This window comes from Enemella evansiae, assembly GCF_002250705.1.
Classification (GTDB): Bacteria; Actinomycetota; Actinomycetes; order Propionibacteriales; family Propionibacteriaceae; genus Enemella; species Enemella evansiae.
The window spans coordinates 31,619-45,496 of sequence record NZ_NMVP01000035.1 but is presented as its reverse complement, the minus strand read 5'-3'; the positions used below and the strand labels follow the sequence as shown (position 1 = coordinate 45,496).

Below are 13,878 nucleotides of genomic sequence, written 5' to 3'. Positions count from 1 at the left end.
CCTGTTCACTCCCATTCAATCGTGCCCGGCGGCTTGGAGGTGACGTCCAGGACGACCCGGTTCACCTCAGGGACCTCGTTGGTGATCCGGGTGGAGATCTTCTCCAGCAACTCATAGGGCAGCCGGCTCCAGTCGGCGGTCATGGCGTCCTCCGAGGAGACCGGGCGGAGCACCACCGGGTGCCCGTAGGTGCGCCCGTCGCCCTGGACCCCGACCGAGCGGACGTCGGCGAGCAGGACCACCGGGAACTGCCACACGTCGCGGTCCAGGCCGGCCCGGGTGAGTTCCTCGCGGGCGATCGCGTCGGCATCGCGGAGCAGTTCGAGTCGGTCGCGGGTGACGGCACCGACGATCCGGATCGCCAGCCCGGGGCCGGGGAACGGCTGCCGCCAGACCATCGCCTCGGGCAGGCCGAGCTCGGCGCCGACCGCGCGCACCTCGTCCTTGAACAGCGCCCGCAGCGGCTCGATCAGGGTGAACTGCAGGTCGTCGGGCAGGCCGCCGACGTTGTGGTGGGATTTGATGTTGGCCGCGCCCTCGCCGCCGCCGGATTCGACGACGTCGGGATAGAGGGTGCCCTGGACCAGGAAGTCGATGCCCTGGTCGTCGGCGATCTCGCGGGCGGCGGCCTCGAAGGTCCGGATGAACTCGGTGCCGATGATCTTGCGCTTCTGCTCCGGGTCGCTGACCCCCTCCAGCTTGCCGAGGAACTGGTCGGCGACCTCCTTGACCACCAGGTCGACCCCGGTCGCGGCGACGTAGTCCTGCTCGACCTGTTCGGCCTCGCCCTTGCGGAGCAGGCCGTGGTCGACGAAGACGCAGGTCAGCTGGTCGCCGATCGCCTTCTGCACCAGCGCCGCGGCGACCGCGGAGTCCACACCGCCGGAGAGCGCGCAGAGCACCTTGCGGTCGCCCACCTGGGCGCGCACCGCTTCGACGGTGTCGGCGACGATGTTCGCCGGGGTCCAGTCGGGCTTGCAGCCGGCGATGTCGAAGAGGAAGGATTCGAGCACGTCCTGGCCGCGTTCGGAGTGCCCGACCTCGGGGTGCCACTGCACGCCGGCGAGCTTCTTCTCGGTGTCCTCGAACGCGGCGACCTCCGCACCCTCGCTCTTCGCGAGCGTGCGGAATCCCTGTGGTGCCACGGAAACCGAGTCCCCGTGGCTCATCCACACGTTCAGCGAGGCGGGCAGGTCGGCGAGCAGCCGGCCGGCGTCGGTGATGGCAGCAGGCGTACGCCCGAACTCCCGCAGTCCGGTCTTGGCGACGTCGCCGCCGAGGGCCAGGGCCATCGCCTGGAAGCCGTAGCAGATGCCGAAGACCGGTACGCCCTGGCCGAACAGCTCCGGATCCACCTGGGGCGCCCCAGGGGCGTACACCGAACTCGGTCCACCCGAGAGGATGACCGCCTTGGGTCCCTTCGCCAGGATCTCCTCGACCGTCGCCGTGGACGGCATGATCTCGGAGTAGACGCGGGCCTCGCGGACCCGGCGGGCGATCAACTGGGCGTACTGGGCGCCGAAGTCGACCACGATCACCAGGTCGTGGTTCTGCTCGGCGACTGCCTGCTCGGGTGCGGGCTGGTTCTCGGGGACCGACATGGCGGTCAGTCTAGTGAAGGTTTCACCGCTCCAATGCCGCTGCGATCTCGGCCTGCGCACGGTCCAGTTCGGCGTCGTCGAACTGCTTCGCGGCGGACTCGCTGAGCTGGAATCCGGACATGTCGTCGGCGCCGAACACATGGATGTGCAGGTGCGGCACCTCGAAGCCGGCGACCAGGGTGGCGGCCCGTGCGGTGCCGGCAACCGGCTTCACCGCCTGACCGACCCGCTGGGCGACAGCGCTCAGGTGCTGCCAGAGCTCGGGATCGCAGTCGGTCCACTGGTCGATCTCCTCGATCGGGACGACCAGGGTGTGGCCCAGCGACATCGGCTGGATGGAGAGGAACGCCACGACGCGGTCATCGCGGTAGACGAAGCGGCCGGGGAGCTCGCCGTTGATGATGCGACTGAAGATCGTTGCCATGGCCCGAGCCTATGCCCGAGCATCCCCGCCTACGCCACCCGCCCGGCATGGCAGGATCGCCGACATGGCAACCGCACGGGAGCTCGCCCGGGAGCAGATGAACGAGCGGATCCTGGAGCTCGGCCGCCGCCAGCTGGCCGAGGTCGGGGCCGCCGGGTTGTCGGTACGCGCGCTGACCCGGGAGCTGGGCGTGTCCTCCTCGGCCGTCTATCGCTATGTCGCGAACCGCGACGAATTGTTGACCCGGCTGATCGTCGACGGTTATGACTCCCTCGGGGAGGCGGTGGAGCACGCGGGCGCGAGCCGTGGCAGTGCGTCGGCCCGTTGGCGCCGCTGCTGTGCCGCGATGCGCGAGTGGGCCGAGCAGAACCCGCACCGCTGGGCGCTGATCTACGGGTCGCCGGTGCCCGGTTACCAGGCCCCGCAGGACACCCTGGCCCCCGCCGGCCGGGTCGCGCGGGTGCTGGCGATGCTGCTGCAGGACGCCGGGGCCCGGCCGAGACCGCCGATGGCCCGACCCGAACGGCGATTGCTGGGCAATCTCGAGCAGGCGGCGGCGCTCTTCGACACCGAACTGGACGGTGCCACCATGCTCGCCCTGATCTCGGCGCTCACCCGACTGGTCGGCACGCTGAGCCTGGAGCTCTCCGGCCACCTGGTCGGTACCGCCGAGCCCGCCGAGGCGTACTGGTCCTGGCTGGTCGAGGAGCTCGCCCACGAACTGGGACTCGCCGATCCGGACGGCTGAGTCTGCCCGCCACCGGCCCGGTCGGTTCGACCACTTGGTGACCCACGCACCCGGGCTTCGACTCGCTGGCGCTCGCTCAGCCGACGGGTGGGGTCGCTCAGGAGACGCGGGCCGTCCGGGTACCGCGCTGCAGGTCGATCTCCAGCGTGGCACCGTCGATCGAGACGTTCCACACCGGATCCCCGGAGGCCACCTTGACGAAGGGATTGTCGATCCGGCCGGGGGCCCGCTGGTCCACCGAGCGGCCGTCGACGGTGAAGAAGCCGCTGCTGCCATAGGCCATCAACCCGGCCGACGGTGAGCGGAACTGCACGTCGAAGCCCAGCGCGACGCCATTGGCCGACCCGCGCGGGGTCACCGCGGGTTGGGAGTTCTCCAGGGCGGTGACGAACGCGTCGAAGGACCCCCACTGGCCCCGGTCCCCCACCTCGGTGATCCAGACGTTGTCCGCACCGCCCGCGGCGACCAGGTCGTAGGGCCGGTTCAGCCCGGCGGGGTTCGGGGCGACCGGGGCGAACTCGGTGGGCCGATAGGACCAGAGCCCGACGTAGCCGTCGCCGACCCGGCCGATCGTCCAACCGCCGACCCGGCGTACCTCCTCGAAATGCTGGGTCGGGAAGTAGGCGTGGGTGATCGGCAGATAGTTCGCATCGGCGTTCGCGGCGTCCTGCCCGGGCGGGAACCGCGGTGCATAGATGTTGATCGCCGCGCGATCCTGCTGGGCGGTGCGCGGCATCGTCAGCCCGCCGTTCCAGTAGAGGTCGTCATCGGCCCACCGGCCGCGGTTCGCACCCGCCCGGTCGGGATTGCCCGGCTGGGTGGTGAAGACCACCGCATCGGGCGAGAGGGTCGCCTGCCAGGCGTGGTACTGCCGCCCGACACAGCCGGGCCGATAGTCCTGCGCGGAGGAGAGCATCGCGTTCGCACTGCGCCAGGTCACCGTCGAGACCTCCGACAGCAGACCGGCGTTGACCTGACAGGCCAGCGCGTATGCCACGTACTGCGCGCCCTCGACATTCGCGGTACCGGGCTGGCGCAGCAGCGGCCGGATCGGCTCGAACAGCTGGGTCCGCCACAGCTCCTGCTCACGGATCGTCTGCAGCGAGATCGGCACGACCTGCCAGGCCGTCATCGCCCCCCGGTCCCACCAGAACTCGACGTCCTCGGGCCGGGAGAAGCTCGTCCCCGGCGGCGGTTTCGGGGTGGTCGTCACCGGTTGCGACGGGTCGAGCGCCACCCCCATCCGCTGCTTGTCGGTGAACGCCTGGGGTGTGCGGGCGATCCGCTCGATCGCGATCGGCAGCCGATACTTCGTGCCGGTGGCCAGCAGCAGCGCGCCGAAATCGACCCAGTCGGCGTACCCCTGTGGATTGCTCTGGAAGAGGAAGTGGACGATGTCGCGGGTGTTCTGATCCGCGGCCCGCGACTTGTCCTTCATGTAGGAGCGGCCGTGGGTGACGCCGAAGTTGCCCTGCAGCTGCCCGGTCGCCAGATCGAGGAAGAAGACGTCCAGCATCGCGGTGGCGCGGGCGGCGATCTCGGGGTCGCCGTATTCGGCGAGCAGCAGCAGCGGCTGGATGTCCTCGGGATAGTAGACATCGGAGCGCCACTCGCTGAACCCCCAGCGGGCCTTCTCATCCAGCCAGCGCACGACCCGCTCCCGGCCGCGATCGGCGTGGCTGCGCCCGGTCTCCCCGGTGACCGCGAACCGTTCCTCGGGCAGCGCGGAGCCGGCCAGGTATTCCAGCGTGTGGGTGATGATCCGGTGGTTCTCCGACCAGAACCACTTGTGGTCGATCATCCCGTTCGGCCGCGGATCGGTGTACCAGTAGCGGAATCCCAGCAGCCGCTGCTTCAGCGCATCCGACAGTTCGGGTGACAGCTTGTCCCCCTGGCTGCGCCAGAGCAGGAAGACCCGCATCAGGTCGAAGTCGCTGGTGTCCTGGTTCTGGTCGATCTTGGCGAAGATCTCGCGCAGGTCGGCCGGTCGGAACTCGGCCGGGTCGATCCGGAAGTCTGGTTCGAGAGCCGCCCGGGCCAGGTTGGCGGTGACGCTCTCCAGATTCGATCGGTCCAGTCGCTGCGTGGCCTGCTGGAGGTACGCCCGTTGCCGGGCGGCCCAGGTGGCCGGGTCGATCAGCCCCTGGTCCGGCGGGGTCGGCGGGGTGATCGTGCAGCCGGCGACGAACAGTGCGAGCACCGACAGCACCAGCAGCAGCCGGCGGGGAAGCAGACCGGGAGAACGCACGCGCTCCAGTGAACCAAACGACCCCCACCGAACCCATCCGACAGGGGCCTGCCCACCGCACCGCGGGCAGAAAATGTCCAGATTCCGGACGGACTTGGAATAGCACCCGTCATTGCGGTTGTTTATGGAGCTATGACGATCTTCGAGGACGTGACCAAGCTCATCGGACGAACCCCGCTCGTGAAGCTGAACCGGGTGGCCGGCGATTCCCAGGCGAACCTGGTCGCCAAGCTGGAGTTCTACAACCCCGCCAACAGCGTGAAGGACCGGATCGGTGTCGCGATGATCGACGCCGCCGAGGCCTCCGGTGAACTGAAGCCGGGCGGCACCATCGTCGAAGCCACCTCCGGCAACACCGGGATCGCGCTGGCCATGGTCGGCGCCGCCCGCGGCTACAAGGTCGTGCTGGCGATGCCGGAGACCATGTCCGCCGAGCGCAAGGCGCTGCTCCGGGCGTACGGTGCCGAACTGGTGCAGACCCCGGGCTCCGAAGGCATGAAGGGCGCGGTGAACAAGGCCGAGGAGCTCGGCGCCCAGGAGGGCGCGGTGCTGGTCCGCCAGTTCGCCAACCCGGCCAACGTCGAGATCCACCGCAAGACCACCGCCGAGGAGATCTGGTCCGACACCGACGGCAAGGTCGACATCGTCGTCGCCGGTATCGGTACCGGCGGCACCATCACCGGCGTGGGCCAGGTGCTCAAGGAGCGCAAGCCCGAGGTCAAGATGATCGCCGTCGAGCCCAAGGAATCGCCGATCCTGTCCGGCGGCCAGCCCGGCCCGCACAAGATCCAGGGCATCGGCGCCAACTTCGTGCCCGACATCCTGGACCGCGACATCTATGACGAGGTGATCCCGGAGGACGTGGCGACCGCCAAGGAGTACGCGCGCAAGCTCGCCACCGACGAGGGCATCCTCGCCGGCCTGTCCGGTGGCGCCGCGGTGGCGGCCGCCGTCGAGGTCGCCAACCGGCCCGAGAACGCCGACAAGACCATCGTGGTGATCGTGCCCGACTTCGGCGAGCGCTACCTGTCCACGGTCCTCTTCGAGGGCCTGGTGGAGTGACCCATCAGCCCGACGCAGCCTGACGAGCGGACATGACCATGCACCAGCGAGCAGACGGCGACCCCGGCCGCCCCAGCGCCTCGAACGCGGGCGAGCAGACCCCGCGCCCGGGGTTGTTGCGGCGGCTCGCGGACCGCTTCACCGAGGACCTGCAGGCGGCCCGGCGCAACGACCCGGCCGCGCGTTCCACCGCGGAACTGGTGCTGGCCTATCCCGGGCTGCACGCGATCTGGATGCACCGCGCGGCGCATGCGCTCTGGCAGTCCGGCGAGTCCGGCAAGCTGCCGGCGCGCGTGCTCTCGCACGTCAATCGTGGGCTGACCGGGATCGAGATCCACCCCGGCGCCACCATCGGTCGGCGGTTCTTCATCGACCACGGGATGGGCGTGGTGATCGGCGAGACCGCCGAGATCGGCGATGACGTGATGCTCTACAACGGCGTCAACCTGGGCGGCCGCACCCTGCAGAAGGTGAAGCGGCACCCCACCCTCGAGGACGGCGTGGTCGTCGGCGCCGGCGCCCGCATCCTCGGCCCGGTGGTGGTCGGCAAGGGCGCCGCGGTCGGCGCGAACGCCGTGGTGACCCGGGACGTACCGGCCGAGCACACCGCGGTCGGTGTCCCGGCCAGCGCCCGCAGCCGTGCCCAGATGGCGCTCGCGGAGCCCGAATACATCATCTGAGCCACACTCACGCTCATCGAGTAGCGAGCCATGCGGAGCCTGCGGAGCAGTGGCTCGCGTGTCGAGATGATCGCGCTCACCCCTGGGTGAGTCGCTGGAGTCCTGCCCTCAGTTCGTCCAATGCGGGCTCCTCGTGCAGGACCAGGAGCCGGTAGACCAGCGCGCCGGCCACCATGTCCACCGTCAGCGCCGGGTCGGCGACCTGCCACCGGCCCTGGTCATTGCCCCGGCGGAGCGCATCGATCGCGGCATCGCGGAGCGGGTCGATCAGGCGCCGCCGATAGCTCGCGGCAACCTCCGGTCGATCGAGCAGATCGATGCCGACCTGCAGCAGCGCCGGCCCCAGCGGAGCCGTCAGCGCGGCGTGCACGGCCACCAGCAGCGCATCCAGGTCCGCACCGGGATCGGTGCTGGGTGTGGGGTCCAGATGTCCGACCGTGTGCGCCATCGCATCGACCGCCAGCTCGGTGAGCGACGGCCAACGTCGATAGATGCTCGACTTCGGTACGCCGGCCAGGCGCGCCACGTCGGCCACCCGCAACCCGCGGAATCCCTTCTCCCGCAGCAGGTCCACCGTGGCATCGATCACCTTGGCATCGAGACCGGGGTCACGTGGCCGGCCAGCTGGAGACGTCACCGGTCCACCCTAGAACCGCGCGACGATTTACGCTACTGTCAGTAGCGCTACTAATGGTCGCGAAATGAGGTCGCCATGAAAGCCATGAACCGCAGCACCACCAGCACCGCCGGGTTCTTTCTCGCCTGGCTCGCCCACGACCTCGAAGAAGTCATCACCTACGTCGAGAGCACCCGCCGGCTGCACCGGCGACTGCCCGGCTGGTTGCCGACCCCGCCGGTTCCGGACCAGCTCCAGGTGAACGTCGCAGTGGCCGCGATGGGGACGGTCGTGTCGGCTGCCGCCGTACAGGGCGTACGCACCGGTGGCAGGTCACAGTTCTTCCAGGATTCCCTGTGGGCATTCGGCATGCACGGTTTCGGGCATCTGGCCCTCAGCGCGCTGACCCGCGGTTACACCACCGGCGTGCTGACCGCACCGACCGTGGTGATCCCCTTCTGGTGGTGGGCCACCCGCACCCTCGAAACCGCGGGCGCGACTCAGCGACCGCGCCACGGTCGGGCCGTCGCCCTGCTCCTGGGAGCACTGGTCGGCGCGCACACCCTGGGGCAGCTCGCCAGCCGGTCCCGCCTAGGCTGGGCCGGTGCCCGAGGGTGATGTCGTCAAGCGCTCCTGCGCGGCCCTGCATGCCGCACTGGCCGGGCAGCAGCTGACCCGCGCGGAGTTGCGCGTACCCGAGTACGCGACCGTGCCGCTGGTCGGAGCGACGGTGCTCGAGGTGGTCGCGCGCGGCAAGCACCAGCTGACCCGCTTCGACAACGGGCTCACCCTGCACACCCATCTGCGGATGGAGGGCGGCTGGCGGGTCGTCCGGACCGGCCGCACCCCGCGCGATCCGGCGTACCAGATCCGGGCGATCCTTGGAAACCCCACCCAGACGGCATTCGGGCTGCGCCTGGGGGTCACCGAGGTGATCGAGACCGCCCACGAGGACCGGGTGGTCGGGCATCTCGGCCCCGACCTGCTCGCCGACGATTTCGACGCCGACGAGGCGCTCCGCAGGCTGCGCGCCGACCCCGCGGTGCCGATCGGCGAGGCCCTGTTGGACCAGCGGAATCTGGCCGGGATCGGCACCTTCTATCGCGCGGAAGTCCTTTTCCTGCAGGGAATCCATCCGCGTACGCCGGTCGCTGACATCGAGCGGTTGCCGCGGCTGGTGACCCGCGCCCGGCAGTTGCTGCAGGCAAACGCGGCCCGGCCCTACCAGGTGACCACCGGCCGGAACCGATCCGGTGAGCGGACCTGGGTCTTCGAACGAACGGGCCGGGCCTGCCGACGCTGCGGCACCCGGATCGCCGAGGAACGGTTCGGCCCGGTGGGCAAGGAGCGGCTCAGCTACTGGTGCCCGAGCTGCCAGCCGGATCGTCGCTGAGCTCCACAGGCAAGTGGGTCGTGTGACCAACGATCTGTGTGAATCTCGGGGTATCGGCCCTCTCCCGCGGCTAGGCTGATCTGATCGAGCCGCGCACACCCCCCGCCGGCTCACCAAGGAGGACCATGGCTGAAGAGAACGCCTGGCGGATTGTCGGCCAGCGCGGGCTGACCGCCAGAATCAAGGGTGAGATCCTCAGAGTGATGACCGAACGCCGGCTCAGATCCGGTGACCGACTCCCGGCCGAACGGGAGCTGGCGGCCCTGCTGGGAGTCAGTCGGCCGTCGGTACGCGAGGCGATCAGATTGCTGCAGGCCGAGGGTCGGCTCGATGTCCGGCACGGATCCGGCGTCTTCGTCACCGAACCGGAGACCCAGGAGCGGTTGCGCCGGCAGCTCTCCCCCGCGACCGATCTCGACCTGCTCTATGACATGCGTGAGGTGCTGGAGGTGCCGGCGGCCCGGTGGGCGGCCGAGCGCCAGTTGCCCGAGCTCGCCGAGGTACGCCGGGCCTTCGACGCCCTGGACAGCTACACCCGCAGCGACGCGATCGACTTCGACGAGCTGCAGCGGCTCGACATCACCTTCCACACCCGGATCGTGCAGGCCTCGGGCAACAACCTGCTGGTGCAGACCCAATCGGTGATCTACGACCTCATCCTCGACGGGATGCGCTCCACCCTGCTGGCACCCGGCCGACTGGAGGCCTCCCGCGCCGACCATGCGGCGATCCTGGCCGCACTGGAGGCGGGCGACCCCGAGGCCGCCGCGGCCGCCTCATACGCACACATCCAGGCCGCCCGGGCCGCCGCGACCGAGAATCCCGAGCAGCTCACCCGACGACCGACCGGTTGAGGGGCGATACCGGCGATCAGTCCGGCCGGAGTTCCGCGGCGATCTTCTGGTGGTGGCGGACCACCTCGCCGACGATGAAATTCAGGACCTTCTCGGCGAACTCCGGGTCGAGCTTCGATTCCTCGGCGAGTGCCCGCAACCGGGCGATCTGCTGCTGCTCCCGTTCCGGGTCGGCGGGGGGCAGACCGTACGCCGCCTTCAGCTCGCCGACCCGTTGGGTCACCTTGAAGCGCTCGGCCAGCAGATGGACCAGCGCGGAGTCCATGTTGTCGATGCTGCCGCGCAGTCGGTGCAGCTCGGCGTACGGGTCACTCATGGACGCCACTGTAGGCCCCGGGTCCCGGAATCGGGGGGCTTGCCCAAATGCCTCGACACAGACTTATAGTCAGTCAATGTAATGGGCAACAAGCGTCCCGAACCAGCCCCACAGGAGGTGACGCGGATGTCATCGACGGCCAGCACCACGAGCGACCGCCCGATCAAGAGTCAGATCCCAGCCAGGATGCACAACATGCCCTGGTCGAGGTTCCACTGGATGGTGATCCTCGGCCTGGGTACCGCCTGGATCCTCGACGGCCTGGAGGTGCAGTTCGTCTCCCTGGCCGGTTACAAGCAGACCCTCGGGATGGACCCGACCTGGGTCGGATTCGCCGGTACCGCCTATCTGCTCGGTCAGGTGAGCGGCGCGCTGATCTTCGGCCGGATGGCCGACACCCTCGGCCGCAAGAAGCTGTTCAGCCTGACCCTGGCGGTCTATCTGATCGGTTCCGGACTCGCCGGCCTCGCCCCGGCCGCGCCCCCCGGACAGACCTCCGGCCCGCATCTGGGGATCTGGATCTTCCTGATCTGCCGGTTCATCGCCGGCATGGGCATCGGCGGCGAGTACAGCGCGATCAACGCTGCCATCGACGAGCTGATCCCCGGCAAGTACCGCGGCCGCGTCGATCTGGCCATCAACGGCACCTACTGGGGTGGCGCGCTGATCGCCGCCGCGGCCAGCTTCTTCCTGCTCAACCCCGACTACGTGCCGCACGACTGGGGCTGGCGGATCTCCTTCTTCATCGGCCCGGTGCTCGGCATCATCATCATCTTCATGCGCCGACACATCCCGGAGAGCCCGCGTTGGATGGTGACCCACGGTCGCGCCGAGCAGGCCGAGCGGATCGTCGCCGGCATCGAGTCGGAGGTCACCTCCTCCGGGCGGCAGCTGCCGAAGATCGACGACTCCACCGCCGAGTGGGTGAAGCCGCGCGAGGGCCTGAAGCCCAAGCAGTTGGCGTACGTCTTCTTCAAGCTCTACCCCACTCGCACGGTGCTCGGCATCACGCTGATGATCACGCAATCCTTTCTCTACAACGCATTCTTCTTCACCTACGAGGGAGTGCTGGATCAGTTCTATGGCAAGCCGGCGAACATCGCGGCGGTCTATTTCCTGCCCTTCGCGGCCGGCAACCTGCTCGGCCCGTTGCTGCTCGGGCACTTCTTCGACACCATCGGTCGGCGCAAGATGATCGGTGGCACGTACGCGGTGGCGGCGATCGTGCTGCTGATCTCGGCGTTCCTGTTCCGCGCGGAGATGTTGAGCGCGGGCGGGCACGTGGCGCTGTGGTGCGTGTCCTTCTTCTTCGCCTCCGCGGGTGCCTCGGCCGGTTATCTGACGGTCTCGGAGATCTTTCCGCTGGAGGTACGCGGGCAGGCGATCTCCTACTTCTTCTCCGTCGCCCAGGCGGTCGGTGCGACCGGTCCGGCGATCTTCGGTGCACTGATCACCGCCTCGGAGGAGGCCAACAGCCGCACCCCGATGTTCTGGGGTTACATCGCCGCCTCGGTGGTGACGTTGATCGGTTCGCTGGTGGCCTTCCGGTTCGGGGTGGACGCCGAGGGCAAGGCGCTGGAGGAGATCGCTCCCCCACTGAGCTCCTATGACGAGCACGGCAATGAGACCACCCGGTTGCCCGTCTGATCCCATGAATCCCTTCACAGGCAGGAGTTCGCGATGATCGACAAGCCCTATCTGGTGGTGGTCGGGGTCAGCGCCACCTCCAAGTCACCGCACGCACTGGAGTGGGCGGTGGCCCAGGCGGCGGCCGCCGGTGGGCGGGTGCTGGCGGTCCGTGCCTGGCGGGTGCACTCGCCGATGGCGACACCCTCGGGGCCGGCCACCGGCCTGCTGGAGGATCCCGCCGGGGTCGGGCACGAGGCCGAGGTGCAGCTCGCCCGCGACGTCGAGGAGGTGCTCGGCGCCCAGCATGGGGTGCAGACCCTGGTCCGCCGCGGCAGCACCTTAGAGGTGCTGCTGGAATCCTCGCGGGATGCGGATCTGCTGGTCGTCGACGCGCCGCGGCAGCTGATCGCCGGGCCGATGTTCGCGCACCGGCTGGTGTACGCCGCCGACTGCCCGGTGGTGGTGATGCCGCCGGCCCTCACCAGCGCCGACACCCCACCCTCGGCGCTCAGCCGGTTCGGCCGGGCCGTCGGCTCGGCGGCACTGCGGGCCGCGGGCACCGCCGGTCGGCCGGGTTATCGGGTGCCACCGCGCGGCTGAGTACGCTCAGCGGGTAGGCCGCCATGCGCAGCGAAGCGGAGCAATGGCGGCCGGGTTCCCACGCTCATCGAGTAGGACGCCATGCGCAGCGGAGCGGAGCAATGGCGGCCGTGTCGCCACGCTCATCGAGTAGGCCGCCATGCGCAGCGGAGCGGAGCAATGCCGGCCGTGTTCCCACGCTCATCGAGTAGGCCGCCATGCGCAGCGGAGCGGAGCAATGGCGGCCGTGTCGAGATGAAGCAGAGCCCCTCCCACCAACTTCATCCCGGTGCCCCGAGGTCGGCTACCGGGGGCAGGTCTGATCGGGTTCGCTCCCCTTCGCGGTTCAACTCTCACTCTGCGGCCTGCATACAGTCCGCGAAGTGGGAGATGAGCCGCGGAGTGGGATCGGCCGGCCCCGGCGGGCGGGACCCACCCCGATCAGCGGGCCTGTGAAATTTGCGGCTCGATCGCAGGATCGACCGATCTGGGCGCCGATTGGGAATCGAGCCGCAGATTTCGGTGGGCTGAGCGAGCGAGAATGTGCGTCCGCGGGCTGTCCGCGTGACCCCCGGTGGTCCCGTGCGCTGCTCCAGGGGTGCAAACCGGTGCTCGACCAGTGATCACTGACCCGCTCGCTGCGCGTACTACTCGAGGAGCGTGGGCAGGGGCCTATCGTGAGCCGCATGCGAGAGGCCTTCGGAGCGCGGTTCGATGTCGGGGTCGGCTATCTGAACTCGGCGAGCATCGCGATCCCGCCGCAGCAGACCCTGGCCGCGGTCACCGAGGCCGTCGCGGCCTGGGGTCGCGGCGGCGCCCTGTCCGGTGATTTCGACGAACCGGTCCGGGTCGCGCGGCAGGCGTACGCCGACCTGGTCGGGGTGTCGGTGGACCGGGTGGCGATCGGGCCGTCGGCGTCCGCGCTGATCGGTCTGGTCGCGGCCAGTCTCCCCGACGGGGCCCGGGTGGTGGTCGCCGAGGGCGACTTCACCAGCGTGCCCTGGCCATTCGCCGCGCAGGCCGAGCGCGGGATCGGCGTACGGGAGGTGCCGCTGGACGCCATTGCGGAGGCGGCTCGGGAGGCCGACGTGGTCGCGGTCAGCGTGGTGCAGTCCTTGGACGGGCGGGTCGTCGACCTCGAGGGGCTGCGGGCGGCCGTCCGTGATACCGACACGATCGTCGTCCTGGACGCGACCCAGGCGGTGGGCTGGCTGCCGGACCCGCTGGACTGGGCCGATGCGGTGATCGCGGCCGGGTACAAATGGCTGCTCAGCCCGCGCGGCTGCGCCTGGGGCGCCTTCTCCGAACGGCTGGACCGGATTCGTCCGGTGGCCGCCAACTGGTACGCCGGCGCGGACCGGGCCACCTCGATGTACGGGATGCCGCTGCGACTGGCCGACGACGCCCGACGGCTGGACGTCTCACCGGCCTGGTACAGCCACGTCGGGGCGAGTGTGTCACTGCCCTGGCTGGCCGGTCTGGACCTCCCCGCGGTCCGCGATCACTGTGTAGGCCTGGCCGATGATTTCCTTGCCCGCTTGGATCTCCCGCCGCAGGGCTCGGCGATCGTGGCGATCGACTCCCCCGACCCGGCGGCGATCGAGCGGCTCCGGGAGGCCGGTGTCGTCGGCACCGCGCGCAGTGGCCGGCTCCGATTCTCCTTCGCCCTCTACAACACCGAGGCCGATGTGGACGCCGCGGTCCGCGCGCTCCGGGCGGCGTACTGAT

14 protein-coding genes are annotated in these 13,878 nt (G+C 69.6%); 9 read left to right on the top strand and 5 right to left on the bottom strand.

Going from position 1 to position 13,878, the window contains the following annotated elements:
* Window positions 1-5: 5 nt before the first annotated feature.
* On the bottom strand, window positions 6-1,601 hold the full coding sequence (gene guaA / locus BI335_RS17145; RefSeq protein WP_094359906.1) for a glutamine-hydrolyzing GMP synthase: 1,596 nt from the start codon (window positions 1,599-1,601) through the stop codon (window positions 6-8).
* 22 nt (window positions 1,602-1,623) lie between these two features.
* On the bottom strand, window positions 1,624-2,025 hold the full coding sequence (locus BI335_RS17140; RefSeq protein WP_094360111.1) for an HIT family protein: 402 nt from the start codon (window positions 2,023-2,025) through the stop codon (window positions 1,624-1,626).
* Window positions 2,026-2,089: 64 nt separating this feature from the next.
* On the opposite strand from BI335_RS17140, the gene BI335_RS17135 reads away from it, so the two are divergent.
* On the top strand, window positions 2,090-2,773 hold the full coding sequence (locus tag BI335_RS17135; protein ID WP_166646866.1) for a TetR/AcrR family transcriptional regulator: 684 nt from the start codon (window positions 2,090-2,092) through the stop codon (window positions 2,771-2,773).
* Window positions 2,774-2,870: 97 nt separating this feature from the next.
* On the opposite strand, the gene BI335_RS17130 is transcribed toward BI335_RS17135, so the two are convergent.
* Window positions 2,871-5,021 carry a hypothetical protein gene (locus BI335_RS17130; protein ID WP_094432473.1) on the bottom strand — a complete coding sequence of 717 codons (2,151 nt, stop codon included), beginning with the start codon at window positions 5,019-5,021 and terminating at the stop codon, window positions 2,871-2,873.
* Window positions 5,022-5,153: 132 nt separating this feature from the next.
* Between BI335_RS17130 and cysK the strand changes: the two genes are divergently transcribed.
* Window positions 5,154-6,083 (top strand): cysteine synthase A, encoded by a 930-nt coding sequence (gene cysK / locus BI335_RS17125; RefSeq protein ID WP_094432471.1) that lies wholly within the window; start codon window positions 5,154-5,156, stop codon window positions 6,081-6,083.
* A 32-nt stretch (window positions 6,084-6,115) separates the two neighbouring features.
* A complete protein-coding gene (gene epsC, locus BI335_RS17120; RefSeq protein ID WP_229119675.1) occupies window positions 6,116-6,763 on the top strand; it encodes a serine O-acetyltransferase EpsC in 648 nt (215 codons plus the stop codon).
* A gap of 76 nt (window positions 6,764-6,839) precedes the next feature.
* Here epsC and BI335_RS17115 read toward each other — a convergent pair whose 3' ends face one another.
* The gene (locus tag BI335_RS17115) at window positions 6,840-7,400 is read right to left on the bottom strand and encodes a TetR/AcrR family transcriptional regulator (RefSeq protein WP_094432469.1); all 561 of its coding nucleotides are present in this window, start codon (window positions 7,398-7,400) and stop codon (window positions 6,840-6,842) included.
* 75 nt (window positions 7,401-7,475) lie between these two features.
* On the opposite strand from BI335_RS17115, the gene BI335_RS17110 reads away from it, so the two are divergent.
* From BI335_RS17110 to BI335_RS17100, 3 genes are all read left to right on the top strand, one after another.
* A complete protein-coding gene (locus BI335_RS17110; protein ID WP_094432467.1) occupies window positions 7,476-7,997 on the top strand; it encodes an HXXEE domain-containing protein in 522 nt (173 codons plus the stop codon).
* Window positions 7,984-8,772: a DNA-formamidopyrimidine glycosylase family protein gene (locus tag BI335_RS17105; protein WP_094432464.1), complete on the top strand. Its 789-nt coding sequence runs from the start codon at window positions 7,984-7,986 to the stop codon at window positions 8,770-8,772. Before BI335_RS17110 ends, BI335_RS17105 begins: the two co-directional genes overlap by 14 nt.
* A gap of 125 nt (window positions 8,773-8,897) precedes the next feature.
* Window positions 8,898-9,626, top strand: a complete 729-nt coding sequence (locus BI335_RS17100; protein ID WP_094432462.1) for a FadR/GntR family transcriptional regulator — start codon at window positions 8,898-8,900, stop codon at window positions 9,624-9,626.
* A 16-nt stretch (window positions 9,627-9,642) separates the two neighbouring features.
* Here BI335_RS17100 and BI335_RS17095 read toward each other — a convergent pair whose 3' ends face one another.
* Window positions 9,643-9,942 (bottom strand): chorismate mutase, encoded by a 300-nt coding sequence (locus BI335_RS17095; RefSeq protein WP_094432460.1) that lies wholly within the window; start codon window positions 9,940-9,942, stop codon window positions 9,643-9,645.
* A gap of 126 nt (window positions 9,943-10,068) precedes the next feature.
* Here BI335_RS17095 and BI335_RS17090 point away from each other — a divergent pair, with 126 nt between their 5' ends.
* From BI335_RS17090 to BI335_RS17080, 3 genes are all read left to right on the top strand, one after another.
* Window positions 10,069-11,589 carry an MFS transporter gene (locus BI335_RS17090; protein WP_094427426.1) on the top strand — a complete coding sequence of 507 codons (1,521 nt, stop codon included), beginning with the start codon at window positions 10,069-10,071 and terminating at the stop codon, window positions 11,587-11,589.
* A 33-nt stretch (window positions 11,590-11,622) separates the two neighbouring features.
* The gene (locus BI335_RS17085) at window positions 11,623-12,171 is read left to right on the top strand and encodes a universal stress protein (protein ID WP_094432458.1); all 549 of its coding nucleotides are present in this window, start codon (window positions 11,623-11,625) and stop codon (window positions 12,169-12,171) included.
* 665 nt (window positions 12,172-12,836) lie between these two features.
* Entirely contained in the window at window positions 12,837-13,877 is a 1,041-nt protein-coding gene (locus tag BI335_RS17080) for an aminotransferase class V-fold PLP-dependent enzyme (protein ID WP_094432456.1), read from the top strand.
* Window position 13,878: the final 1 nt, after the last annotated feature.

What these genes read in the sequence shown, in the direction of transcription:
- guaA (WP_094359906.1), bottom strand. Translation starts at nt 1,601, where the DNA reads ATGTCGGTCCCCGAGAACCAGCCCGCACCCGAGCAGGCAGTCGCCGAG.
- BI335_RS17140 (WP_094360111.1), bottom strand. Translation starts at nt 2,025, where the DNA reads ATGGCAACGATCTTCAGTCGCATCATCAACGGCGAGCTCCCCGGCCGC.
- BI335_RS17135 (WP_166646866.1), top strand. Translation starts at nt 2,090, where the DNA reads ATGGCAACCGCACGGGAGCTCGCCCGGGAGCAGATGAACGAGCGGATC.
- cysK (WP_094432471.1), top strand. Translation starts at nt 5,154, where the DNA reads ATGACGATCTTCGAGGACGTGACCAAGCTCATCGGACGAACCCCGCTC.
- epsC (WP_229119675.1), top strand. Translation starts at nt 6,116, where the DNA reads ATGACCATGCACCAGCGAGCAGACGGCGACCCCGGCCGCCCCAGCGCC.
- BI335_RS17110 (WP_094432467.1), top strand. Translation starts at nt 7,476, where the DNA reads ATGAAAGCCATGAACCGCAGCACCACCAGCACCGCCGGGTTCTTTCTC.
- BI335_RS17100 (WP_094432462.1), top strand. Translation starts at nt 8,898, where the DNA reads ATGGCTGAAGAGAACGCCTGGCGGATTGTCGGCCAGCGCGGGCTGACC.
- BI335_RS17095 (WP_094432460.1), bottom strand. Translation starts at nt 9,942, where the DNA reads ATGAGTGACCCGTACGCCGAGCTGCACCGACTGCGCGGCAGCATCGAC.
- BI335_RS17090 (WP_094427426.1), top strand. Translation starts at nt 10,069, where the DNA reads ATGTCATCGACGGCCAGCACCACGAGCGACCGCCCGATCAAGAGTCAG.
- BI335_RS17085 (WP_094432458.1), top strand. Translation starts at nt 11,623, where the DNA reads ATGATCGACAAGCCCTATCTGGTGGTGGTCGGGGTCAGCGCCACCTCC.
- BI335_RS17080 (WP_094432456.1), top strand. Translation starts at nt 12,837, where the DNA reads ATGCGAGAGGCCTTCGGAGCGCGGTTCGATGTCGGGGTCGGCTATCTG.